The following is a 25,428-nucleotide window of genomic DNA, read 5'->3' as shown; positions in this document are numbered from 1 at the left end:
AACAACTTAAAAATGGTAAAAAAAGATCATTTTTTATAAAAATGACAAAATAATACCAATTTAAGAAAGATAACTACCTTGAAGTATATAGAAAAAGTTGTTAATATTCGATATATGAACATAAAAAATGGTTGATAATAGGAGGAAAGAGTTATGATTACAAAAAGTTTTAATCAAATTACTTTAAATGCTTCAAAAAAAATGGGCGAAGCAGCGCTAAAAAAGGCAAAAGAAATAAAAGTTCCTGTAGTATTTTCAGTAGTTGACAATGGAGGAAATTTGTTATATTTAGAAAGAATGGATGAAGCTTTTGTAACAAGTGTTGATATTTCTGTAAATAAAGCTTTTACAGCTTGGGCATTAAAAAAAGGAACTAATGAACTAAGTGAAGTTGTTCTTCCAGGAGAAAGCTTATACGGTCTTAATTTGACAAATAACTCAAGAATAATAACTTTTGGTGGAGGATTTCCTATTGTCATAGAAGGTGAAATTGTAGGAGCTGTTGGTGTAAGTGGAGGAACAGTAGAAGAGGATATGGAAATAGCTAAAGCAGCATTAAAGTCTTTATAAGTTTAGAGGAGGAACGATGAGATCGAAACGTTTTGAAGTATTAAGTGAGCGTGCAGTAAATAAAGATGGATTTATAGGTGAATGGAAAGAAGAAGGACTAATTGCAATGGATAGTCCATTAGACCCTAAACCAAGTTTATTAATTAAAGATGGAAAAATAATAGAGTTAGATGGTAAAAAAAGAGAAGAGTTTGATACAATAGATCTTTTTATAGCTGATTATGCTATTGATTTAAGATATGCTGAAGAAGCTATGAAATTATCAACTTTAGAAATTGCAAAAAAATTAGTTGATATAAATGTAAAAAAAGAGGATATTTTAAAGATAACAACAGGTATAACACCTGCAAAGATGGTAGAAGTAATAAGTCATTTGAATGTTGTTGAAATGATGATGGCTGTTCAAAAGATGAGAGCTAGAAAAACTCCGTCAAATCAATGTCATGTAACAAATTTAAGAGATAACCCAGTTCAAATTGCGGCAGATGCAGCAGAAGCTGCTATAAGAGGATTTGATGAACAGGAAACAACAGTAGGAATTGTAAGATATGCTCCATTTAATGCTATTGCTATATTTGTAGGATCGCAAGTTGGAAGAGGAGGAGTTTTAACTCAATGTTCAGTTGAAGAGGCTACAGAACTAGAACTTGGAATGAGAGGATTTACAAGTTATGCTGAGACTGTTTCTGTTTATGGAACAGAGCAAGTTTTTACAGATGGAGATGATACACCTTGGTCAAAGGCATTTTTAGCATCTGCTTATGCATCAAGAGGATTAAAAATGAGATTTACTTCTGGAACAGGTTCAGAGGCATTAATGGGATATTCAGAAGGAAAATCAATGCTGTACTTAGAAACTAGATGTATATATATAACTAGAGGGGCAGGAGTTCAAGGATTACAAAATGGAGCTGTAAGTTGTATAGGAATGCCAGGTGCTCTTCCAGGAGGAATAAGAGCAGTTTTAGGTGAGAACTTAATAGCTATGCTTTTAGACTTAGAATGCGCATCAGCAAATGATCAAACTTTTTCTCACTCAGATATAAGAAGAACGGCTAGAACTTTAATGCAGATGTTACCAGGAACAGATTTTATTTTCTCTGGATACAGTGCGGTACCAAATTATGATAATATGTTTGCAGGGTCAAATTTTGATGCTGAAGATTTTGATGACTACAATATTTTACAAAGAGACTTAAAAGTTGATGGTGGATTAAGACCTGTATCTGAAGATGAGGTAATAAAAATAAGAAATAAAGCAGCAAAAGCTATTCAAGGATTATTTAAGGAGTTAGATTTACCTGAAATAACAGACGATGAAGTTTATGCAGCAACTTATGCTCATGGTAGTAAAGATATGCCAGCAAGAGATGTTGTTCAAGATTTAAAGGGCGCTGAAGAGCTTTTAAAAAGAGGAATAACAGGATTAGATTTAGTGAAAGCCTTGAGTAGAGGTGGATTTAAAGATGTAGCAGAAAATGTACTAAATATGTTAAAACAAAGAGTTTCAGGAGATTATCTTCAAACTTCAGCAATTTTAAATAAAGATTTTAAAATTATAAGTGCAATAAATGATAAAAATGATTATATGGGACCAGGAAGCGGTTATAGAATAAGTGAAGATAGATGGAATGAAATTTCTAATATTCCAACAGCAATAAAGCCAGAAAGTATTGAATAGGAGGAAAAAAATGGAAATAAAAATAAAAGAGGTTGGAATTGCAAAAAAAGGTGATAGAATAGAGGAGGTAGTTATAGGTTTAGCTCCAGCTTTTAAAAAATATCAAAACAAAACTATAACAGACATTCCTCATGATATAGTTTTGATGGAGCTAATTGCAGGAATAGAGGAAGAGGGATTAATAGCAAGAGTTGTAAGAGTAAATAGAACATCAGACGTTTGTTTTATAGCTAATGATGCTGCTAAACTAAGTGGATCAGGAATAGGGATAGGAATACAATCAAAAGGAACAACTGTAATACATCAAAAAGATTTACTTCCTTTAAATAACTTAGAATTATTTCCACAAGCACCTCTTTTGACTCCGGAAATTTATAGATTAATTGGTAAAAATGCGGCTAAGTATGCAAAAGGAGAATCACCAAATCCAGTTCCTGTTATAAGTGATCAAATGGTGAGACCTAAATACCAAGCTAAAGCTGCCCTGTTACATATAAAAGAAACAAAACATGTAAAAGAAAATGAAAAGCCTGAAGAGTTAGAATACACTTTTGAATAAGGAGATGGAAAATGAACAAAAAAATTAATATTGAATTGGATTATCCTTTAGGAGAAAAAAGAAAAGAGTGGTTAAAAACTCCAACTGGAAAAACATTAGATGAGATTACTTTAGAAAATGTTTTAAATGAAAACATTAAAGCACAAGACATTAGAATCTCCTCAGAAACTCTTAATCTTCAAGGGGAAGTTGCTGAAACAGCAGGACAACCAACTATAAAAAGAAATTTTCAAAGAGCCAGTGAATTAGTTAAAATATCAGATGAAAGAATATTAGAAATATATAATGCTTTAAGACCTAATAGATCTACAAAAGAGGAGCTTTTGACAATAGCAAATGAGCTTGAGGATAAATATGGTGCTATAGTAAATGCAAATTTTGTGAGAGAAGCAGCTGAAATTTATGAAAAAAGAGGGAAGCTAAGAAAAGATTAGAGGTAATTTAATTATGAAAATTATTGCAGGTGTAGATATAGGTAATGCAACAACAGAGGTTGCTCTGGCTAAACTAAATGGAACTAAAATAGAATTTTTAGGAAGCTCACTTAATAAAACTACAGGATTAAAAGGAACTGAAGATAATGTAGAGGGAGTGAAAAAGGCTATTTTTTCATTATTAGAAAAAGTAAAATTAAAAATAGAAGATTTAGATTTAATTCGTATAAATGAAGCTACTCCTGTAATAGGTGATGTATCTATGGAAACAATAACAGAGACTATTATAACAGAATCAACTATGATAGGGCATAATCCAGATACTCCAGGTGGATGTGGTATAGGAATAGGGATAACAGTTGAGCTAAACGAATTAGAAAATATAAAAGAAGAATTATTGGAAGAAGATTATATAGTTATAGCTAATGGAGAGAGAAATTTTTTAGAAATAGCAAAAACTTTAAATTGTCAAACAGATAGAGGAGTAAAGATTAAAGGTGCTATTCTTCAAAGAGACGATGGTGTTCTTGTTAGCAATAGATTGAGAACAAAAATACCAATAGTTGACGAAGTTCAATTGGTAGAAAAAATACCAAAGGGTGTAAAATGTTGTATTGAAGTTGCATTAAAAGGGAGAGTCATTGAAAAGATATCAAATCCTTATGGAATTGCGACAATTTTTAATCTAAATTCCGAAGAGACAAAAAAAGTAGTTCCTCTATCAAAAGCTTTAATAGGAAATAGATCTGGAGTTGTAATAAAAACTCCTCAAGGAGATGTAAAAGAAAAAGTTATTCCAGCTGGAAATTTATATATAAAAGGTAATAAAACTACCGAAGAAGTTGGGATTCAAGAGGGTGCAGAAAAAATAATGGAAAAGATATCTTTTTTAAATGTACAAGATATCTTTGGCGAAGATGGTACTAATGTAGGCGGAATGTTAAAAAATGTAAAAAGCACTATGAGTAAATTTACTGGAGAATGTATAGACGATATAAAAATAAAGGACTTACTAGCTGTAGACACTTTCGTTCCTCAAAGAATAAAAGGTGGATTAGCAGGTGAATTTATGCTAGAAAACGCAGTAGGATTAGCAGTAATGGTTGGTACTGAGAAAAATCAAATGAATCATTTAGCTGAAATAATAAAAAAGGATTTAAATGTAGATGTGGAAGTTGGAGGAGTAGAGGCTGATATGGCAATAAAAGGAGCTTTAACAACTCCTGGAACAGGGAAACCATTAGCTATAATAGATATTGGTGCAGGCTCTACAGATGCTTGTAGTATAGATAAATTTGGAAGAAAAGCTCACACTCATCTAGCTGGAGCTGGAAATATGGTGACTCTATTAATACAAAAAGAGCTTGGAATAGAAAATTTTGATTTAGCTGAAGACATTAAAAAATATCCTCTAGCAAAAGTAGAATCATTCTTTCATATTAGATACGAAGATGGAAGTGTTGAGTTTTTTGATGAACCATTATCACCAAATATTTATGCTAAAAATGTTTTAATTAAAGATGGAAAATTAATTCCAATAGAGATAGAAAGTACTCTAGAAAAAATTAGAACTGTTAGAAGAGAAAGTAAGCGGAAAGTATTTGTAGTAAATTCAAAGAGGGCTTTAAAGAAGATATCTCTTACAAGAAATATAAGAGATTTTGAGTTTGTAATTATAGTTGGTGGTTCAGCTCTTGATTTTGAAGTTCCAGAGATGATAACAGAGGCTTTATCTAAATATGGAGTGGTTGCAGGATGTGGTAATATAAGAGGAGTAGAAGGACCAAGAAATGCAGTTGCAACAGGATTAGTCTTGGGTGATACAGTGTGAAAAAAACTGGGATAGAAATTGTATGTTCAAATAAAATAGAAAAAAATGATATAGAAGAAATTTTTTTCGGAATAGAAGAGGAAGAGATTCCATATATTTTAAAATTCTTGGATAAGGATAAAATTAGTAAAGAGCTATATACAGAGGGTAGATTTGAAATAGGAATAGGTATAGATTGCTTTGGAGAAATTATATTAAACCAAAAAAAATATTCAAAAGATTTTATTTTAAAAGAAAATATAAAGAGTCCTAAAAAAAAATTAAGAGTTTTTGGCCAAAATGCTGCTAGAATATTGAAAGGACTACCTTTAAAAAAATAAAAAATGAAAGGTGTATAGGATGCTTCATAAATATAAAAAAGAATTAATAAAAATTCAAGAAGAAATAGTTGATATGACTAAAATGGCTGTAGTTATTGTAGATGACGAAGGAAACTATTTGACAGAAAAAAGTAACTATTCAGAGTTTTGTAAAATTTTTAGAAAAAATAAAGAGCTTAGTTCTTTTTGTGAAAAATGTGATGTAAAAGCTTTAAGCAAAGCATTTTTATCATTAAAGCCATATATTTATAGATGTCATGCAGGCTTGGTAGATATGGTAATACCAATTGCTTATCAAGGTGAATTAGTAGGAGCATTTTTGGTAGGACAAATACTTTTAGAAGATGAAGAGACTTTTGAATTAGAAGATATTCTAATAGAAAATGTAGGGAAAGAGTTTAATATAAAAAAAATAGCTGAGAACTATGGATTTTTGAAAAAAGTTAAATATAGTGAATTACAAAGTATTGCAAGTATATTACATTATACATCAGTTTATATTAGTGAATGTATAAAAAGTAAAAGATGGTACAATCATATTATAGAAAATAATATAAAAGAGGAAAGAGTAGAATATAGTCATTCTCAGATATCAGCAGCAATAACTTATATAAATGAAAAAATAAAAGAAAATATTCATTTAGAAGATGTGGCATTACTATGTAATTTAAGTATATCTCAATTTAGTAGAGTTTTTAAAAAAGAAACAGGAAAAACATTTAAAGAATATATCCTTGTAAAAAAAATAGAAAAAGCTAAATACTTTTTAGAGATAACTAATAAATCTTTATCAGAAATTTCTAATGAAATTGGGATAGAAGATAGCAGCTATTTTACAAAAGTATTTAAGAAATATGAAAGAGTCTGCCCTAAGGAGTATAGAGAACTTTTTCAAAAATAAAAAAGGATAGTTTTTAAACTATCCTTTTTTATTTAAATTCTATTTTTTAGATGCACAAAATGATTCGTATTCTTTAGAAAGAATTATTTTTACTTTTTCTCTCATATTAGTTAACTTATCATCAGATATAGCTGGAGATATTATTTTAATTGCTTTTACATATCTATCTAAAATTTCTTCTATTTTTTGATTAACAATTTCTTTATTATTTTCAAGATTTTCAGGAGTCATATTAGATAAAAATGTTGTTAAAGATTTATATGAACTATCTGTTGTAGATTTGATTAAAGATTTAGTAGATTCTATTTTTTCAGCAGTTATATTAGAACTAAGATTTTTCATATCTTGTTCAAGTTGCTTTAAAGATTTTTCAACCATATTAAGAACTGATATATAAGCTTGATTATCACGATTGTTAACTGTAGTTTCTATTTTAGTAATAGATTCTTTTAAATTATTTAAAATTTTAGTTTCTTTTTCAGAAAAACTTGTATTTCCTAGGTTTATTTTCTTTAAAAGAGACTGAGCGGAATCTAAATCATTTTTTAAAGTATTAACAAAGCCAACTTCTAAATCTTTAAAGTGTTGTGGTGGAACTTTATTTTTAATTTCTTCGATAATAGCTTCTATTTCTTTAATAACAGTTGCTAAAAGATCATTTAATTGATTTTCAACTTCAACAATCTTATCAGAATCGATATCTTTTAAAATTTGAGGCACAATAAAATTAATATTATCAAGTTGTAGTTTAGTGATAGTATTAATATCTTTTAAATTTTCAGCATTACTTTTTTTAGAAATACCTTTTAAAACAAAAATATGTTCTTTAATAAACTGTATAACTTTATCATTAACTAATGAAAGATCTTCAGCGGGAACTATAGCTATTAAATTAGTGAAAAGTTTAGTTGCTTTATCAGATGTATCCATACCTAAAGTTTTTATTTTTCTTTGAATATCTTGGAAAGATTCTTCTCCTAAATCAGCTTTTATAGGTTCGATTAATTCGTTAAAAGATTTAAGGTTGTTTTGGTAGAAGTTTAGGACTTCAGCTTCTACAGTTTTTTCTTCGCTTTGTAAAGTGCTATAGCTTTTTTCACACTCTTCAATAAAATTTGACAAACTTTTTTTGAAAAAATATTTTAGCTCAAAAGACACTATAGGGTGAAAACTATGTTTACTTTCTAATAAAATAGTCTCTAGGTGAATGTTACATTTATTTTCATTTATTTCATTTAAATGAAGATTAGTTTCTATTTTAAATTTATCTCCCTCTGTTAGTATAAAATCTAATCCTTTGTTTACCTCTGGTTTTTTTAAATATAACTTATGTGTTTTGTTACCAAAGGTAACATCTAACAAAAAAGCCTCATCATTTACAGCAGCATTAACTTTTGTATTTAAAATATCTTTAACTTTAAGATCTTCATATGATTTATTTGAATTTTTTGCTCCTACTAACCATTTTTTTAAATTTCTTGGGTTTAAAGCAAAAAGTTCTACAAACATAGGAGGTACATTAATAATTTTATCCTCAATAATAAGAGGTTGTTTATTTGTTTTTACATCATTCATATTTAATCACTCCCTTATAAAATTTAATATTGTCACATTTAATTTACGAATAAATTTTGTTTTTCTTTTTTATTTCTTGAAAGTTTTTATATGAAAATATATACGTAAAATTAAGTTTAATTTTTAAACATAAACTTTTAAAAAAGGTTGACTTGTGCATAATCATTATGTATAATTATGATAAATATGTATAATATTTATGGTTCAATAATTTGATTAAAAGGAAAGTTGAGTGAAAATCTCGCACGGTCCCGCCACTGTAAGGAGGACGAAATTAGACTAAGCCACTGTAGTTTTTATGGGAAGGCCTAAGAGTAGGATGAATCTGAGTCAGGATATCTGCCATGAATATAAAAGAAAATATAAAATCTGCGGTGAACAGATTTGTATTTAGAACTGTCAATTTCAATTCTAATTAGCAATATTCTATTCATTTTCGCATTTTTTATATTTCCGCTAAACTTCACAAATTTAGGAGAAATGATATTATGAAACATAAGAACATAATGGTTGTTGGGACGTCTTCAGGAGCAGGGAAGAGTATAACAGTTACAGGCTTATGTAGAGCATTTTTTAAAGATGGATACACAGTTTCACCTTTTAAATCTCAAAATATGGCACTGAACTCTTATATAACAAAAGATGGACATGAGATGGGGCGAGCACAAGCTCTTCAGGCGATGGCATGTGAGATAGAAGCTCACTATACAATGAATCCTATTTTATTAAAACCCACAGGGGATAGAAGGATTCAAGTGATTGTCAACGGAAAGTCTATCGGAAATATGGGAGGACTTGAATACGGAGATTATAAATCAAAGTTAAAAAAAGATATAATTCAAGCTTATAATACGATTAAAGATGAAAATCAAATATGTGTTATAGAGGGAGCAGGAAGCCCTGTAGAATTAAATATAAAGCAAGATGATATAGTAAACATGGGATTAGCTGAAATGGTTGATGCTCCTGTTATTTTAGTTGCAGATATTGATAGAGGTGGAGTTTTTGCATCAATTTATGGAACAATATCTCTTATGGAACCAGAAGAGAGAGCTAGAGTAAAAGGTGTAATTATAAATAAGTTTAGAGGAAATGTTGATATATTAAAACCAGGATTAGAAAAAATAGAGGAACTGACAGGAGTTCCAATTTTAGGAGTTATGCCATACTTTGAACTAGACATAGAGGATGAGGATGGGGTAACAGAAAAATTTAATAAGATTAAATCAAAAACTGCAGATATAACAGTTTCGGTTATAAAATTAAAACATATATCGAATTTTACAGATATTGATGCTTTACTAGCAAATAAAGATGTAAATGTTAATTATGTGACATCATTTCATGAACTAGGAAATGAAGACATGATAGTTATACCTGGATCTAAAAATACAATAGATGATTTAAAAGATATAAAAGAGAAAGGAATCGCACAAGAGATTATAAAAATGTCTAGAAAAGGAACTCCTATTATTGGGATATGTGGAGGATTTCAAATTTTAGGAGAAAAAGTGTTAGATCCTTATGGAATAGAGGGAGATATAAAAGAACTTCCAGGACTAGGACTTTTAGACATAGAAACTACAATGGAAAAAGAGAAGGTAACAACACAGTATACAGGATTATTAAAAGGAGAAACTGGGTTATTAAAAGGATTAGGAGATATTCAAGTTAAAGGTTATGAGATTCACCAAGGAGTAACAGAGGGGAAAGAAAAATCTATAACTTTAGATAATAGATTAGTAGCCACAGTAAAGGACAATATTTTCGGAACATACTTACATGGAATTTTTGATAATAGAGAGTTTACTGATTTTATTTTAAATAATATAAGAGAGAAGAAAGGACTGGAAAAGAAAAATAGCACAATGACATTTGATGAATATAGACTTCAAGAGTTGGATAAGTTAGAAAAAATATTCAGAGAAAATGTGGACATGAAAGCTATTTATAAGATTTTGGAGGAGAACTAATGAGCATCATTTTAAAAATATGGATAGCTTATTTGTTAGATTTAATTTTAGGGGATCCATATTGGTTTCCACATCCAGTTAGATTTATAGGAAAATATATAACTTTTATTGAAAATAAAATCTATTCATTAAAAAATAAAAAAGTATGGGGAGGAGTATTAGCTTTTACAGTAATATTTTCAACAGTAGTATTGTCATATTACTTAGCTAGGATATCTGAATTTTTAGAAATTTTCTTTCTATACACAACTTTGGCAACGAAAAGTTTAGGTGCTGAAGGGATTAAAGTTTATAAAATTTTAAAAAGTGGAGATTTACAAAAGGCACAAAAAGAGCTTTCTTATTTGGTTAGTAGAGATACGGGTGAGATGGACGAAATACAAGTTGTAAGAAGTACAATGGAGACTATAGCTGAAAATAGTGTTGATGGAATTATAGCGCCTATGTTTTATGCATTTTTAGGAAGTTTTATAGTAATTGATGGAGTTTCGATGGCGTTGCCTTTAGCAATGGGATATAAAGCAGTAAATACTCTTGATTCAATGGTTGGATATAAAAATGATAAATATATAGATTTTGGTATGGTTTCAGCAAAAGTAGATGATTTCTTTAATTTTATTCCAGCGAGATTATCTGGCCTAATAATAATTCCAATTGCAACATTTTTATTAGGAATGGGAATAAAAAAGCCATTAAAAATATTTTTTAGAGATAGAAAAAATCATTCAAGTCCAAATTCAGGTCATCCAGAGGCAGTTTTTGCAGGAGCTATAGGTGTTCAATTTGGTGGTAAAACAAAATATTTTGGAAAATATTTTGAAAAACCTACAATAGGAGATAAATTAAAAGAGTTTCAATGTGAAGATATAAAGAAATGTTATAAGATAATGTTTATGACATCTTTTGTAGGGATAGTTTTGTTTACAACATTTATTAAACTAGTATAAGACAATGGGAAGTGAAGTAATATGGATTTGCATGGTGGAAATATATATAAACTAAAAAGAGATAACGGGATAGAAGTTTTAGATTATAGTTCTAATATAAATCCCTTAGGAGTTCCAAATAGTTTTAAAAAAGCAGTTATAGAAAATTTTGAAACTTTAGAAAAATATCCAGATATAGACTATGTAGAGTTAAGGACAGCTATTGGAGATTACAATAATTGTCATATAGACAATGTAGTTGTAGGAAATGGCGCTACAGAGGTTCTATTTCTATATATGAAGGCAGTAAAAGCTAAAAAGGTCTTAATAATTGCGCCAACCTTTGCAGAGTATGAAAGAGCTGCTAGGGCTGCAGGAAGAGATGTTAAATTTTTTCCGTTGAGCAAAGATTTTTCTTTAAACGAAAATATGTTATTAGAATTTATAACAGATGAAGATGTTGTTGTTATGTGTAATCCAAATAACCCAACAGGAAAGTTTCAAAATCTTGAAAAAATAAAAAAAATAGCTGATTTTTTAGAAAGAAAAAATAAAAAATTATTTATAGATGAAGCTTTTATAGAGTTTGTTGATGATTGGAAAGATAAAACTGCGTTTTTGTTAAAACATAAAAATATATTCATTTTAAGAGCTTTAACTAAGTTTTTTGCACTTCCAGGGGTTAGGTTAGGATATGGATTAACTTATGACGAATCAATATTAGATGAAATAAAAAATATTAGAGAACCTTGGAGTGTTAATGGAGTAGCTGAAATAGCAGGTAAAACTATGCTTTTAGATACTTTGTATATACATGAAACAGAAAATTGGATAAAAAAAGAAAAGTTATGGTTTTATGAAGAGTTATGTAAAATAGATAATATAGAAGTAACTCCAACAGAAACTAACTTTATATTAGTAAAGTTATTAAACGATAATGCTAAAAGTTTCAGAAAAAAAATGATAGAGAATGGCGTTTTAGTAAGAGATGCTTCAAACTTTATGTTTTTAGATGAAAGTTATATAAGATTAGCAATAAAAGATAGAAAGAAAAATGAGCAAGTTTTAGAGGCTTTAAGGAGAGTGCTGAAATAATGAAAGGATTTGTTTTAGCAGGAACAAGAAGCGGAATAGGAAAAACTACAGTATCTATGGGACTAATGGCTACTTTTGAAGATGTGGCTCCATTTAAAGTAGGACCTGATTATATAGATCCTAGTTTTCATAAATTTATAACGGGAAATAAAAGTTATAATTTAGATCTGTTTTTAATGGGAGAAGAGGGAGTAAAGTATAGTTTTGAAAAGCATAGTAAAGAAATATCTATTGTTGAAGGTGTTATGGGTCTTTATGATGGATTAGGAAATTCTTTAGATAATTATAGTACAGCTCATTTATCTAGAGTTTTAAACTTACCAGTTATATTAGTAGTAGATGCGGCAGGAAAAAGTACAAGTATCGCAGCAGAAGTTTTAGGATATAAAAATTTAGATTCAAGAGTTAATATAGCTGGAGTTATAATAAATAAAGTAAATAGTGAAAAACTCTATGAAATGTTAAAAGATGCTATAGAAAACTATACAGGAATACCGTGTCTAGGATATTTAAAAAAAGATGAAAACTTAGGAATCAGTAGTAGGCATTTAGGATTACTTCAAGCAGATGAAGTTGAGGATTTAAAAGAAAAAAAAGCGATTTTAAAGGAAGAGATAAAAAAAACTATCGATTTAAAAAAGATAGAAGAAATAGCTAATCTAGAAAAATCAGAAAAAAATATAGATATTTTTAAAAATATAGAGAATCTATATGTAGGATTAAAAGTAGGAGTAGCTAAAGATAAAGCATTTTCATTTTACTACGAGGATAATTTAGAGCTTTTACAAAGAATGGGAATAGAACTTATAGAGTTTTCACCTATAAAAGATAAAAAAATACCTGAGGTTGATTTATTATATTTTGGTGGAGGATATCCAGAAAATTATTTAGAAGATTTATCAAATAATGAGGATTTTTTAAACTCTTTAAAAGAGTTTCATGAGTCTGGAGGACATATTTATGGAGAGTGTGGAGGATTTATGTATCTTAGCCAAGGAATAAAAACCTTGGAGCAAAAAAGTTATTCTATGGCACAATTAATTGACTGTAGTGTAAAGATGACTGGAAGACTTTTTATCAGTAGATTTGGATACGTAGATGTAGCTTTTGGAGAGTTAAATGGAAGAGCTCATGAATTTCATTATTCGACTATAGATGAAATAGGTAGTAATGAAAGAGTGTTTAAACTTAGAAAAAGTGATGGTAGAGAGTGGTTATGTGGTTATAAAAACAAAAATCTTATAGCAGGATATCCACATTTACATTTTTTTAAAAACTTAAATATATTAAAGCAGATGTTAGAAGGAGCAAAGAAATGTCATATATAAAAAGACCACAAGATATTGAAATAAGAAGTTTTGAAATAATAGAGGAAGAGATGGGGGAAAAGGCAAAAGAGTTTTCTTCAACTCATTTACCAATAGTAAAAAGAGTTATACATACAACAGCTGATTTTGAATATGCAGACCTATTAGAGATTTCAGAAGGAGCAGTTGAGTCATGTTTAGAAGCCTTAAAAAAAGGTGGTAAAATATATTGTGATACTAACATGATAGCTAATGGTTTAAGTAAAATTACTTTAGATAAATATGGATACTCAGCTTATTCTTTAGTTTCAGATAAAGATGTAGCAGATGAAGCTAAAGAAAGAGGAGTGACTAGATCAATAGTAGGAATAGAACATGCAGCAAAAGATCCTAATACAGATATATATCTAATTGGAAACGCACCGACAGCACTATTTAGATTGAAAGAACTTATTGATTCTGGTGAGGTTCAAAAGCCCGCTTTAATAGTTGGAGTTCCTGTAGGATTTGTAGGAGCGGCTGAATCAAAAGAGATTCTACCTGGAAGTGGAATACCATATATTATTGTAAAAGGCAGAAAAGGAGGAAGTCCTGTAGCTGTTTCAATACTTCATGGAATTTTATATCAGTTACATAAGAGAGAAGGATTTTAATGGATAAAGAATTAAGATCGGGATATACAACTGGAACATGTGCGTGTGTAGCGGCATTTGTTGCATTAAATCTTTTGATAGAAAAAGATTTGGGAGAAAAAGTTGAGATAAACACATTAAATGGAGTAACTTTAGATATACCAATACACTCAAAAAAAAGAGGAATCAATTGGGCTAGAGGTGTTGTTTTAAAAGATGCAGGAGATGATCCTGATGTTACAAATGGAATAGAGATTTGTGCTAAAGTAAAAATTGTTGAAGAGTTACCAAGAATAGAGAAAGCTCATAAATTTGATAATATGCTGATAGTAGGTGGAAGAGGTGTAGGATTAGTAACAAAAAAAGGACTTAAAGTAACACCTGGAAAATCAGCTATAAACCCAGGACCACAAGAGATGATAGTAAAAACTTTAAATCCACTTCTGGAAGAGTATGGATTAAAAGTGATAGTAACTATATATGTTCCAAAGGGAAGAGAGAAAGCTTTGAAAACTTTTAATGGGAAGTTGGGAGTACTAGGAGGGATATCTATTTTGGGGTCTACGGGAATAGTTAAACCTATGAGTGAGGATGCACTTACTAAATCTATGTTTGCTGAATTAAAAGTTTTAAAAGAGAATAGCACTAGAGAATGGGTAGTATTTGCTTTTGGAAATCATGGGAAACAATTTTGTATAGATAATAATATAGATGTTGAGCAGATGGTTGTAACAAGTAATTATATTGGATTTATGATTGATAGCGCAGTAAAATTAGGATTTAAAAAAATAGTATTAATTGGACACATAGGAAAAGCTATAAAAGTGGCAGGTGGAATTTTTAACACTCACAGCAGAGTTGCTGATGCTCGTTTGGAAATAATTGCAGCAAATGCTATTTTAATAGATGAACCTAGGGAAAATATTTTGAAGGTTTTAGAAGCAAATACAGCTGAAGAAGCTACAGAATATATATTAAAAAAAGAAAGTTTATTTAATTTAATTGCTAATAAAGTAGCTAAAAGATCAGCTGAATTTTCAAGAGATAACATAGAATTTCAATCAATTCTTTTTAATTATAGTGGAGATATATTAGGATATAGTGATGGATTTTATGAGATGATAGAGGAGTTAAAAAGTGAGTAAAGAGATATCAGTGGTAGGACTTGGACCAGGAAATCTAGATTATATGACAAAGGCAGGAATAGATAAAATAAAAAATTCTGAAATTGTTATAGGTGGAGAGAGACAGTTAGAAGAGATTGACTCTCTTTTAAATAATCAATATATCTATATTATGAAAAAATTAGATGAAATGAAAGAGTTTGTTTTAAGAAATTTAGATAAAAATATAGTATTTATTGTTTCAGGAGATACAGGTTATTATAGTTTGCTTACATATTTAAAAAAGAGTTTTCCTGAACAAAAATTTAATGTTATTCCAGGGATATCTTCTTTTCAATATCTATTTTCTAGGATAGAGATGACTTGGGAACATTATCAACTTTGTAGTGTCCATGGAAGAGAAAATGATTATGTAGAAATATTTAAAAATAGTGAAAGTGGAGTAGTACTTCTAACTGATGAAAAAAATAATCCAATTGAAATAAGTAAAACACTTGTTAAAAATAATATTTTAAATGCTGAAATAATTATTGGAGAGAGACTCTCTTATAAAAATGAAGTTATTACAAGATTTTTAGTATGTGATTATAAAAAGTATAATAAAAAATATGAAATGAATGTAACAATTATAAGAAAGGTTTGAAAATAATGGGACATATTTATGATAAAGAGTTCGTTCAAAAAGAACTACCTATGACAAAACAAGAGATTAGAGCAATTTCTATAGCGAAATTACAATTGCAAGATGATTCTATTTTAGTAGATGTTGGTGCTGGAACTGGAAGCATAGGAATAGAAGCAGCGACATATTTAAGAAATGGTAATGTTTTTGCTATTGAAAAGGAAGAAAAGGGAATAGAGACCTTAAAAGAAAATATAAATAGATTTAAATTAGATAATATAGAAGTAATTGTGGGAAGAGCTCCTGAAGCAATACCAACTATTCAATATGATAGAATGTTTATAGGTGGATCAACAGGTTCAATGAGAAATATACTTGAACATTTTATTAAATATTCAAAAGATAATTCTAGAGTAGTCATAAATGCGATAACTTTAGAAACTTTAGCAGATGCTACAAAGCTTTTAAAAGAGTTAAATTTTAAAAATATAGAAGTTGTAAATGTTGTTGTATCTAGAGGAAAGAGTATAGGTCCATACACAATGATGTATGGAGAAAATCCAATATATATAATAACAGCAGATAAGGAGGAAACAAAGTAATGTCAACAGCAAAGTTTTATGGAATAGGAGTAGGAGTAGGAGATCCTGAAATGTTAACGCTAAAGGCTATAAGAGCTTTTAAAGAGCTAGATGTAGTAGTTTTACCAGAGGCTAAAAAAGCTGAAGGAAGTACAGCATATGAAATAGCTAGAGAGTATTTAAAAGAGGGAGCAGAAACTTTGTTTGTTGAGTTTCCAATGTTAAAAAGTGTAGAAGCTAGAAAAGAATTTAGAAAAAGAAATGCGGATATGATAGTTGAGCATCTAAAAGCAGGAAAAAAAGTTGGATTTTTAACAATTGGAGATCCAATGACATATAGTACATATGTTTATATTCTTGAGTACTTGGATGGTGTGATACCTGTAGAGACAATTCCTGGAATATCATCGTTTTCAGATATGTCTTCGAGATTTAACCTACCTTTAGTTATGGGAGAAGAATCTTTGAAAGTTGTATCATTAAATGGAGAAACTGATATTGTCGGTGAAATTAACTCAGCAGATAATATCGTATTTATGAAAGTATCTAGAAATTTTGATAAACTTAGAGCTGGATTAGAAGCTACAGGAAATCTAGAAAATATAATAATGGTTTCAAACTGTGGAAAAGAAACACAGGAGATAAATTTTGATTTAACAAAAATGGAAGAGGAAGATATTCCTTACTTTACAACATTAATACTAAAAAAAGGTGGTATCAATCAATGGAAAAAGTTTATTTCATAGGGGCAGGACCAGGGGATCCAGAGTTAATTACAGTAAAAGGGCAAAGATTAGTAAAAGAAGCAGATGTAATAATTTATGCAGGTTCTTTAGTTCCAAGACAAGTTATAGAGTGTCATAAAGAGGGAGCAGAGATTCATAATTCAGCTTCAATGACTTTAGAAGAAGTTATAGATGTAACTGTTAAAGCGATAAAAGCAGGAAAAAAAGTTGCTAGGGTTCATACAGGAGATCCAGCAATATTTGGAGCACATAGAGAACAGATGGATATGTTAGATGAGCATGGAATAGAGTATGAAGTAATTCCGGGAGTAAGTTCATTTTTAGCATCTGCTGCAGCAGTAAAAAAAGAGTTCACATTACCAAGTATTTCTCAAACTGTAATTTGTACAAGATTAGAAGGAAGAACGCCTGTTCCAGAAAAAGAAAGCTTAGAATCTTTAGCTTCTCATAGAGCTTCAATGGCAATTTTCTTATCGGTACATATGATTGGTGATGTTGTAAAAAGATTAGCTACGCATTATCCGATGACAACTCCAATAGCAATTGTTCAAAGAGCTAGTTGGGAGGATCAAAAGATTGTTTTAGGAACATTAGAAACAATTGAAGAAAAAGTAAAAGAAGCAAATATAACTAAAACAGCTCAAATTTTAGTTGGAGATTTTTTAGGGGATAAATATGAAAAATCTTTATTATATGATAAGCATTTTACACATGAATTTAGAAAAGGAATTGAGAAGTAATGAAATTAGCAGTTTGGACTGTAACAAGAGGAGCAGGTCTAAATGGAGTGGAGATTAAAAATAAAATTGAAGGGATAGATGTATTTACTCTTTCAAAATTTAAAATAGATAATAGCATTCAGATAGAAAATTTTACTGAAGAATTAAACGAAGCTTTCAATAAATACGATGGACATATTTTTATAATGGCAACAGGAATTGTTATTCGTAAAATTGCATCTTTAATAAAATCTAAAGATGTTGATCCAGCAGTAGTTGTAATAGACGAAGGAATGAATTTTGTAATTTCTCTTCTCTCTGGACATCTAGGAGGAGCAAATGATTTGACTCAAAATCTTCATGAGATATTTGGATTAGTTCCAATCATAACAACTAGTTCAGATGTGACGGGAAAAATTGCAGTGGATACTTTGTCGCAGAAGTTAAAGTGTAATTTAAAATCATTAGAAGCTGCTAAAAAGGTTACATCATTGATAGTGGATGGAAAAAATGTTGAATTAAGTCTTCCTAAAAATATATGCAATGAAAATCCAGAAGGTGTTATGGTTATTTCTAATAAAGAAAATTTAGAAATTGTACATTTATATCCTGAAAATTTAGTTATAGGAATAGGTTCAAGAAGAGGAGTTGAAAAACAAAAAGTTTATGAATTTTTAATAGAAACATTGAAAAAACATAATCTTTCACTTAAAAGTATAAAGCATTTTGCAACAGTAGATTTAAAAGCAGATGAAAAAGGAATTGTTGAAACTGCTAGAGAACTTGGAAAAGAGTTGAAAATTGTTAGTAGAGAAGAGATATTAACAGTAGAAGATATGTTTCATGGATCTGAATTTGTGAAAAAAGAGATAGGTGTAAAAGCCGTTTCAGAGCCATGTGCATATTTAACATCAAGTAAAGATGGGAAATTTATAGAGATAAAAGCAAAAAAAGATGGAATGACAATTTCCATTTATGAGGAGAGATTTATTTATGAAAAAAGGTAAAATATATGTTGTAGGAATTGGTCCTGGAAATATGGATGATATAACAGTAAGAGCGTATAGAGTTTTAAAAAATGTAGATGTAATTGCAGGATATATAACTTATACAGACTTGGTGAAAGATGAGTTCGCGGAAAAAGAGTTTTATGTATCAGGAATGAAAAAAGAGGTTGCTAGATGTGAGCAAGTATTAGAGATTGCTAAGTCTGGAAAAGATGTAGCGCTAATCAGTAGTGGAGATGCAGGAATTTATGGAATGGCTGGAATCATGATAGAAATCGCTCAGAAAGAGGGATATGAAGTTGAGGTTGTTCCTGGAGTAACATCATCAGTAGCTGGAGCTGCAGTTGTAGGAGCACCGCTAATGCATGACCATGCTACAATAAGCTTAAGTGATTTATTAACTGATTGGGATGTAATAACAAAAAGAATTGATAAAGCTGCAGAGGGAGACTTTATTATATCTCTTTATAATCCAAAAAGTAAAGGAAGAACAACTCAAATAGTTGAAGCAAGAGAGTTAATGTTAAAGCATAAAGCACCAGAGACTCCAGTTGCGCTATTAAGACATGTTGGAAGAGAAGATGAGAATTATACGTTAACAAACTTACAGGACTTCTTAAATCATGAAATAGATATGTTTACAGTTGTTATAATAGGAAACTCAAAGACGTATGTTTCTAATGATAGAATGATAACTCCAAGAGGATATCATATATGATTTGGGTTATAGGTGGAACAAAGGACTCTAGAGATTTTATAGAGTCCTTTCCTTTTAAAGAAAAACTAGTTGTAACAACAGCAACAGAGTATGGTGGAAAATTACTTGAAAATATAGAAGATATAAAGGTGTTTTGTAAAAGGTTAGATTTAGAAGAAATGAATAAATTTATAGAGGAAAATAGTATCAATAAAATTATTGATTTATCCCATCCATATGCAGAAGAAGTTTCTAGAAATGCCATTGAATGTTCAAGAGTAAAAGAGATTGATTACATAAGATTTGAAAGAGAGAATTTAGTTTCTGAAGATGGAGTTATAGAATTTTCTGAGTTAGATATTATGATAAAATATTTAGAGGAGTTAGAAGGAAATATTTTAGTAACGTTAGGAAGCAACAATCTTCATAAATTTGAAAATATAAAAAATAAATCAAATATATATTTTAGAATACTTCCTAAATGGGAGATGATAAAAAAAGCTGAAGATTTAGGGGTTTTACCTAAAAATATTATAGCTATGCAGGGACCATTTTCTAAAGAATTAAATGTTGCAATGATGAGGCAACTTAATATAAAATATATTGTAAGTAAAAAAGGGGGAGATACTGGAGGTGAAAGAGAAAAAATTGATAGTGCAAAAGAAGTTAGGGCTACTTCTATAATGTTATCAAGACCATCAATAGAATATCCAGTAGTATTTTCTACTATAAAAGAATTAATACAATATATTATTTAAATATTAAAGGGGGGAAATAAAGTGATATTAATAGGTATTTTTGGATTAAAAAATAAAGAAGAGAGATTACGAAGTGTTGATTTTGAATGTACAGGATGTCTTTCTGAAAAAATGGAATTATATGCATTTAGACAGGTTTTAGAAGTTTTTTTTATACCGATAATAACATTGAAAAAGAAACATATTATAACTTGTAGTACATGTAAAAGCTCATATAAATTGAAAGAAGGTAAAATGGAAGAGATTTTGTTAAAGGGAAAAGTTAAATATGAAGATGTTGAAGAAATAGTAAAAGAGTACTGAAATTAAATTAAATGTGATTTAACAAAACATAAATTTAAAATATAAGAATCATTTATTTTATCAATACATTTATCATTCAATATTTATATAATAACATTGACATTTTATATGAAAAGCTGTATATTTACATTATATGAAATATATGGAGGCAGATTAAAATGAGTAAGAAAATTGTATATATTATAGTAGGATTGTTATTAGCAATGAATATATATGCAAGAGGTTTAAAAAGTAAGGAAACTGAGAATAACCAATTTTCTTTGAAAAATTCTGTAATCACTAAGACACAGGAGATATTTAATTATGAAAATAATGTCTCAAAAGTTATGCCTATTGATGAAGAAGAACTTGCAGATGTGAGTGGAAAAAATGTTAATTTTGTTATAAATAAAATGAGATAAACTATTTTAGATAAAGTGTGGATAATAAAGTGAAAAAAGAGAAAAGACTGAGTGGACACGGTCTTTTCTCTTTTTTTGTAAAAAATTATCTATCAGGTTTATAATTAATAGGAGAACTTCTAAATAACATATTTTTCTTTCTTGCTTCGATCTCTATTCCTAATAGTTCTTGTGCTATATGGGTCATATTTCTCAAAATATGAGGTTCAAAAATTTCTTTTACTTCAATATTTTCTTTTTGTTTTAAATCAACATAATTAGCCCATAAACATTTTTTTATGTTTTCTAATTCTGCAGGTTTTCTAAGTAGATTTAAAATAGATGTTTTAATAAAGTCATATATTTCTTTTGAAGGTTGATCTGAAGAGTTTAAAATAATTCGTATTCGATCTCTCAATGTTTGGGCCTCTTCTTCATGTAATTCATATAAAACATATTTAACCTTATCCCAAATATCTTTTAAAACTTCTTTAGAATCAACATTTTGTTCTTTAATCCAAACGAAGGCAACAAGTCTTCTTTTCCAGTCCCACCAACGAATAGGACTTTGTAGATCTATTGAACTTATTAAAAATATACCTTTTTCTAAAAGCAGAGCACCAAAAACTCCAGGAGGATTTCCAAGACGTTGATTTTTTAAACTAGTTCTATATACTCCACAAGATGGACTTCCCTCCATAAAAACATAGGCATCAATGTTTGCTCTTTCTAGAGTTTCAAAGCAAGCTATGGCCCCTTTTTTTACCATTTCATTTCGGTTTTCACCTTCTTTATTTTTTATATTAGCTTTTCCAGCCCAAAAATCAAAGCCATTACCTCCTGAAAGTTTAATGCTTGGCCTAGGAACTCCCATTCCACTCATAATTTCAGGACAAACAGGAGTCCAAATAAATTGTCCTCGGTCTCTACCTAAACATTGAGTAAGATCAATACCTTTACCATTATATCTAACTTTAGCTCCAAATTGACAGGCGGCAATACCAAGATGTAATTTTCTTTTTAAAAGATTTTCCATATGTCCTCCTTGCACATAGTATTTAAATAATATATACTATTGAGAAAAGAAATTCCTTTTACTATAAAAGGAAAAAGGAGTTAGAGGAAAATGAAAACAAAAGATAAATACAGTAGAATTGCTAAAATTTTTGATAAAATTGAAGAAAAAATGCCAATGAATGGGATAAAAAAAGAGGCTGTAGGGATGTTAACAGGAAAAATCTTAGAAATTGGAATTGGAAGTGGAGCATGCTTAAAATATTATAAAAAAGATTCAGATCTTACAGGAATAGATTTTTCTATTGGAATGTTAAATTTAGCTAAAGAAAAATCAATTAATTTAGATCTTAAAAATATAAAGCTTTTAGAAATGGATATAGAAAATATGAGCTTTAAAAATGAGGATTTTGATTCTATTTTTTCATCTTGTGTATTCTGCACAATACCTAATCCTAAAAAAGGTATAAATGAAGTTTACAGAGTATTAAAAGTTGGAGGAAAAGCTGTTTTTATAGAACATATGAAAAGTAAATATTTTTTGATTAATATCGTTTTAGCTTTTTTTAATATTTTTACAAAATTAATCTTGGGAACATCTCTTTTAAGAGAGACAGAAAAAACAATTAAAGAAGCTGGGTTTTCAAAAGTTAGTAGTAAAAATATTATGTTTGGTGATGTTATAAAATTAATAATTGCTGAAAAATAAAAAAATCAAGGAGATTATAAAGCTTAATCTCCTTGATTTTTTTATTTATTATTAATTTTGTAAATATAGATCAGATCGTTATCATCCTTAAATCTGTTATAAGTTTCTTTATATTCTATATTAAAGTTATTTTCTAAATTAGAATTTTTAGAAAGGATATAGAAATCTTCAGGAAGAATTTCATTTTCTTCAAGAAAATGAATATCTTGACCAACACTCCAAACATCTTCAATTGTAAAATCATTAGAGTATATATGGAATTTTTTTTGATTTTTTTGCAAAGTTTCAAGAGGAGAAAATTTACTATTATTTTTACCTCTGATATCTCTCTCAATAATCCAAGTTAAATTACAATTGACAACTAATAATAAAAAACCGCTCAAATATACAACTCTTTTTTTAAAATTATTTTTATCAATTAATTTATCATTAAAAAGATAGATTAAAATTCCTAAAAATGGAGTAATCAAATAAAAAAGATTAGGCTTTTTCCATAAAATAACTCCAATACTTCCAATGCATACTATAGAAATAAAAATAGATTGTACATAAAATAAAATTTTATCTGATTTCTTAAAGACATCCCAACTATTATTGAGGTAATAATTTAAAATAATTCCAATAGGAATAGAAGAAACTATATACATTGGGAAACCATATCGTTCTTTTTTCATTTTTATAAAAGAAAGTAATAAAAATGTTAAAATAGTCCAAATTATTCCTAGATTAAATAACTTATTTTCGCTACTATCATTAAATTTCCATTTTTTAAAAAAACTAACAAGTGAGAAAAAAATCCAAGTTCCCATAAACAAAAAGTAATTTAAGTAAAAGAAAAAACTTTTTACATGTTTATTAGACCAGGTATTTTTTTCTTTATTCATAACAGAAAAAAATAGTTCTTTATTTTCTAATATCATAGTTAAAGGCCATATAGAAGCAATTATAAGTCCAATAAATAAATATGTAGCGATTCTTACTTTATTATTTTTAATAACTTCAAATTTATAAATTATAATGTAAGAGATTATAAAAGGAAGAAGCATTCCATAGATAGCCACAGGACCTTTGCTTAATAAAGAGGATGCTAATAATAGTGATGCAATAAATAACTCCCAGTTTTTTTTAGAGTTTAAACTTTTTAAAAGATACGTTATAGAACCAAACATAAAAATATAAGGGTATGCATCCCAAGCATTTTCTGATCCCACTTTTGTAAGCATAAATGTTGTTGTAGCAACAAAACTTACTAAGAATGGAAGATTTTTATTAATGGTCAATTCTTGAACAAAGCGATATATGAAAAAAATTAATAAAACTGAAACTAAAGCAACTGGAATTCTTAAAATCCATTCATCAGAAAAATTATTAAAAAGCTTCATAACTATGGCTGTTAACCAAGTTGGTAAAGGTGGTTTTTCAAATCTATACTGTCCATTTAAAGTAGTAACAAACCATTCATTATTAAAAACAATTTCTCTAGCAGTTATAAAATTTCTAGATTCCATTAAATCGGCTTTTCTAATCCAAATGGTGCTAAAAAAAGAAATAAAACTTAAACCTAAAACTGATAAAAGTTTTTTATCTTTAAACATAAACTCCTCCTTAAAATGTATTTTGTAGGTTAAAAAATATTTTTACAGTTGTTCCAATATCCGGTGTACTAGAAATCTTTATATCTAGATTTAAAAGTGTTACGATTCTTTTAACAATAGACATTCCAAGACCATGCCCATAAATCTCTTTGCTTCTAGATTTATTAGCTCTAAAAAACCTATCGTAAATATGATGTAATTCGCTAGTAGTCATACCAATTCCATGATCCTCAATAGTTAAAATAGCTTGATTAATTTTATCATCACTTGATAAAGTTACAGTGATTGGATTGTTTTTTCCATATTTAATAGCGTTTTCTAAAAGATTTTTAATAAGAAGTTTTATTAAACTTTCATCAGACTTAACAATAGTATATTCAGGAATAAAAGTAATATCAGATTTTGGATATTGACGTTTCAGATTAGATATGCATCCAATAATTATTTCAGATAATTCGGTTTCGACTTTTTCAGTTTTGATTTCAGATTCTTTAGCAATAAATAAAAGTTTTTCAATAAGAATGTTCATATTTTTAGTCTCATCTTCAATAGAATTTAAAGCTTCATTGAAAATTTCAGGATCTTTTTTTCCCCATCGTTTAATCATATCAATATATCCACCTATTATAAATAGTGGAGTTTTAAGTTCGTGAGATGAATTATGTACAAATTCTATTTGCTTTTTATTTTGTGTATCAAGCCTTAATAACATATCTTCGTATGAATCTAAGATATTATCAAATTCTTTAAAGTAATTTATAGGCTTTATAAGTTTTAAATTTTCTAAAGTAATATTAGAGTTTAAATTTTCTAATAAAGAAAGTTGTTTTTTTATTTTTTTTAAAAGCCTATTAAAAGCGACAATGGAAATAAGTACACAAATAGTAAGCCCAGCTAAAAAAATATATATGATATCAAAAAAAAACTTTTTTTCTTCATACAAATTTTTAACTAGAATAACAGTGTAAATATCACCATCTTTATTTATAAGTTCATTTTTTAAAACCATGTAATCATACCAATGGATATTGGTAACTTTATCCTCAATAGCAGCATCTAAAAGAGGCCTATGCTTATTTTCGGAATATACATGATTTTTATATTTGATTGTAATCTCAAGTTCGTCAAGAGATGGGTTTTCAACTCTAAAAAGTTTATTAACTAAATCGTCTGTAAAAATTTCCATTGATTCAGAGCTTACTTCTTCTAAAATTTCATATCTTAAAAACCCCATAGCATTTCTTAAAGAGTGCTTAGAAGAGTTAATAAGATATTTTCCTGTAATAGAAAGAGATATTGTCAGGACAATAGTAAATAAACAGATAAGTTGAAAGTAACTTTTTTTTAGTGTACCTGAAAGAGTTTTCAA

The 25,428-nt window shown here is 28.7% G+C and carries 27 protein-coding genes and 1 riboswitch; of the genes, 23 read left to right on the top strand and 4 right to left on the bottom strand.

Features of this window, described 5'->3' with window-relative positions; translation table 11 throughout:
• The first annotated feature begins 153 nt into the window (after positions 1-153).
• From NON08_RS10800 to NON08_RS10770, 7 genes are read left to right on the top strand one after another with little or no spacing between them, the layout of a single operon-like run.
• Complete coding sequence (locus tag NON08_RS10800; RefSeq protein ID WP_256691591.1) at positions 154-570, top strand: GlcG/HbpS family heme-binding protein; 417 nt, start codon at positions 154-156, stop codon at positions 568-570.
• A 16-nt stretch (positions 571-586) separates the two neighbouring features.
• Positions 587-2,251 (top strand): propanediol/glycerol family dehydratase large subunit, encoded by a 1,665-nt coding sequence (locus tag NON08_RS10795; protein WP_256691590.1) that lies wholly within the window; start codon positions 587-589, stop codon positions 2,249-2,251.
• 10 nt (positions 2,252-2,261) lie between these two features.
• Positions 2,262-2,810, top strand: coding sequence for a propanediol/glycerol family dehydratase medium subunit (locus NON08_RS10790; protein WP_256691589.1), 549 nt, complete (start codon positions 2,262-2,264; stop codon positions 2,808-2,810).
• Positions 2,811-2,821: 11 nt separating this feature from the next.
• Complete coding sequence (locus tag NON08_RS10785) at positions 2,822-3,244, top strand: diol dehydratase small subunit (protein ID WP_256691588.1); 423 nt, start codon at positions 2,822-2,824, stop codon at positions 3,242-3,244.
• A gap of 13 nt (positions 3,245-3,257) precedes the next feature.
• Positions 3,258-5,075: a diol dehydratase reactivase subunit alpha gene (locus tag NON08_RS10780; RefSeq protein WP_256691587.1), complete on the top strand. Its 1,818-nt coding sequence runs from the start codon at positions 3,258-3,260 to the stop codon at positions 5,073-5,075.
• Positions 5,072-5,395: a glycerol dehydratase reactivase beta/small subunit family protein gene (locus NON08_RS10775; RefSeq protein WP_256691586.1), complete on the top strand. Its 324-nt coding sequence runs from the start codon at positions 5,072-5,074 to the stop codon at positions 5,393-5,395. Before NON08_RS10780 ends, NON08_RS10775 begins: the two co-directional genes overlap by 4 nt.
• A 19-nt stretch (positions 5,396-5,414) precedes the next feature.
• Positions 5,415-6,296, top strand: coding sequence for a PocR ligand-binding domain-containing protein (locus NON08_RS10770; RefSeq protein ID WP_256691584.1), 882 nt, complete (start codon positions 5,415-5,417; stop codon positions 6,294-6,296).
• A gap of 39 nt (positions 6,297-6,335) precedes the next feature.
• Here the strand turns inward: NON08_RS10770 and NON08_RS10765 are convergent, their stop codons facing one another.
• A complete protein-coding gene (locus NON08_RS10765; RefSeq protein WP_256691583.1) occupies positions 6,336-7,871 on the bottom strand; it encodes a hypothetical protein in 1,536 nt (511 codons plus the stop codon).
• A 183-nt stretch (positions 7,872-8,054) separates the two neighbouring features.
• Positions 8,055-8,233: riboswitch (cobalamin riboswitch) on the top strand.
• Between the two features lie 126 nt (positions 8,234-8,359).
• Here NON08_RS10765 and NON08_RS10760 point away from each other — a divergent pair.
• The 15 genes from NON08_RS10760 to NON08_RS10690 all read left to right on the top strand — a co-directional run bounded on the left by NON08_RS10760 (position 8,360) and on the right by NON08_RS10690 (position 20,762).
• Positions 8,360-9,844: a cobyric acid synthase gene (locus NON08_RS10760; RefSeq protein WP_256691582.1), complete on the top strand. Its 1,485-nt coding sequence runs from the start codon at positions 8,360-8,362 to the stop codon at positions 9,842-9,844.
• Positions 9,844-10,791 carry an adenosylcobinamide-phosphate synthase CbiB gene (cbiB, locus tag NON08_RS10755; protein ID WP_256691581.1) on the top strand — a complete coding sequence of 316 codons (948 nt, stop codon included), beginning with the start codon at positions 9,844-9,846 and terminating at the stop codon, positions 10,789-10,791. Before NON08_RS10760 ends, cbiB begins: the two co-directional genes overlap by 1 nt.
• A gap of 21 nt (positions 10,792-10,812) precedes the next feature.
• Positions 10,813-11,865, top strand: coding sequence for a threonine-phosphate decarboxylase CobD (gene cobD / locus NON08_RS10750; protein WP_185892790.1), 1,053 nt, complete (start codon positions 10,813-10,815; stop codon positions 11,863-11,865).
• Positions 11,865-13,193, top strand: coding sequence for a cobyrinate a,c-diamide synthase (locus NON08_RS10745; protein WP_256691580.1), 1,329 nt, complete (start codon positions 11,865-11,867; stop codon positions 13,191-13,193). The genes cobD and NON08_RS10745 overlap by 1 nt, the downstream gene beginning before the upstream one ends.
• Positions 13,181-13,825 (top strand): precorrin-8X methylmutase, encoded by a 645-nt coding sequence (locus tag NON08_RS10740; protein WP_256691579.1) that lies wholly within the window; start codon positions 13,181-13,183, stop codon positions 13,823-13,825. The genes NON08_RS10745 and NON08_RS10740 overlap by 13 nt, the downstream gene beginning before the upstream one ends.
• Positions 13,825-14,949: a cobalt-precorrin-5B (C(1))-methyltransferase CbiD gene (gene cbiD / locus NON08_RS10735; RefSeq protein WP_256691577.1), complete on the top strand. Its 1,125-nt coding sequence runs from the start codon at positions 13,825-13,827 to the stop codon at positions 14,947-14,949. Before NON08_RS10740 ends, cbiD begins: the two co-directional genes overlap by 1 nt.
• Complete coding sequence (gene cbiE / locus NON08_RS10730) at positions 14,942-15,571, top strand: precorrin-6y C5,15-methyltransferase (decarboxylating) subunit CbiE (RefSeq protein WP_256691576.1); 630 nt, start codon at positions 14,942-14,944, stop codon at positions 15,569-15,571. Before cbiD ends, cbiE begins: the two co-directional genes overlap by 8 nt.
• A gap of 5 nt (positions 15,572-15,576) precedes the next feature.
• Positions 15,577-16,152, top strand: a complete 576-nt coding sequence (gene cbiT / locus NON08_RS10725; protein ID WP_023049707.1) for a precorrin-6Y C5,15-methyltransferase (decarboxylating) subunit CbiT — start codon at positions 15,577-15,579, stop codon at positions 16,150-16,152.
• Positions 16,152-16,877 carry a precorrin-2 C(20)-methyltransferase gene (cobI, locus tag NON08_RS10720; RefSeq protein ID WP_023049706.1) on the top strand — a complete coding sequence of 242 codons (726 nt, stop codon included), beginning with the start codon at positions 16,152-16,154 and terminating at the stop codon, positions 16,875-16,877. Before cbiT ends, cobI begins: the two co-directional genes overlap by 1 nt.
• Positions 16,856-17,617: a precorrin-4 C(11)-methyltransferase gene (cobM, locus tag NON08_RS10715; RefSeq protein WP_023049705.1), complete on the top strand. Its 762-nt coding sequence runs from the start codon at positions 16,856-16,858 to the stop codon at positions 17,615-17,617. Before cobI ends, cobM begins: the two co-directional genes overlap by 22 nt.
• A complete protein-coding gene (cbiG, locus tag NON08_RS10710) occupies positions 17,617-18,603 on the top strand; it encodes a cobalt-precorrin 5A hydrolase (RefSeq protein WP_256691574.1) in 987 nt (328 codons plus the stop codon). Before cobM ends, cbiG begins: the two co-directional genes overlap by 1 nt.
• The gene (gene cobJ / locus NON08_RS10705; RefSeq protein WP_256691573.1) at positions 18,590-19,321 is read left to right on the top strand and encodes a precorrin-3B C(17)-methyltransferase; all 732 of its coding nucleotides are present in this window, start codon (positions 18,590-18,592) and stop codon (positions 19,319-19,321) included. Before cbiG ends, cobJ begins: the two co-directional genes overlap by 14 nt.
• On the top strand, positions 19,318-20,058 hold the full coding sequence (cobK, locus tag NON08_RS10700; protein ID WP_256691572.1) for a precorrin-6A reductase: 741 nt from the start codon (positions 19,318-19,320) through the stop codon (positions 20,056-20,058). Before cobJ ends, cobK begins: the two co-directional genes overlap by 4 nt.
• 21 nt (positions 20,059-20,079) lie before the next feature.
• Positions 20,080-20,361 (top strand): zinc-ribbon domain-containing protein, encoded by a 282-nt coding sequence (locus NON08_RS10695; protein WP_256691570.1) that lies wholly within the window; start codon positions 20,080-20,082, stop codon positions 20,359-20,361.
• Positions 20,362-20,519: 158 nt separating this feature from the next.
• On the top strand, positions 20,520-20,762 hold the full coding sequence (locus NON08_RS10690) for a hypothetical protein (RefSeq protein WP_256691569.1): 243 nt from the start codon (positions 20,520-20,522) through the stop codon (positions 20,760-20,762).
• An 85-nt stretch (positions 20,763-20,847) separates the two neighbouring features.
• On the opposite strand, the gene NON08_RS10685 is transcribed toward NON08_RS10690, so the two are convergent.
• On the bottom strand, positions 20,848-21,777 hold the full coding sequence (locus NON08_RS10685) for a 2-thiouracil desulfurase family protein (protein WP_256691568.1): 930 nt from the start codon (positions 21,775-21,777) through the stop codon (positions 20,848-20,850).
• A gap of 90 nt (positions 21,778-21,867) precedes the next feature.
• On the opposite strand from NON08_RS10685, the gene NON08_RS10680 reads away from it, so the two are divergent.
• Positions 21,868-22,464, top strand: coding sequence for a class I SAM-dependent methyltransferase (locus tag NON08_RS10680; protein WP_256691567.1), 597 nt, complete (start codon positions 21,868-21,870; stop codon positions 22,462-22,464).
• Positions 22,465-22,505: 41 nt separating this feature from the next.
• Here NON08_RS10680 and NON08_RS10675 read toward each other — a convergent pair whose 3' ends face one another.
• A complete protein-coding gene (locus NON08_RS10675) occupies positions 22,506-24,059 on the bottom strand; it encodes an ArnT family glycosyltransferase (RefSeq protein WP_256691566.1) in 1,554 nt (517 codons plus the stop codon).
• Positions 24,060-24,069: 10 nt separating this feature from the next.
• Complete coding sequence (locus NON08_RS10670) at positions 24,070-25,428, bottom strand: sensor histidine kinase (RefSeq protein WP_256691565.1); 1,359 nt, start codon at positions 25,426-25,428, stop codon at positions 24,070-24,072.

It is taken from the genome of Cetobacterium sp. NK01, from assembly GCF_024506395.1.
GTDB classification, from domain to species: Bacteria; Fusobacteriota; Fusobacteriia; order Fusobacteriales; family Fusobacteriaceae; genus Cetobacterium_A; species Cetobacterium_A somerae_A.
Note: the sequence above shows the minus strand (reverse complement) of the source record. Positions and strands in the feature narration are given on the sequence as shown.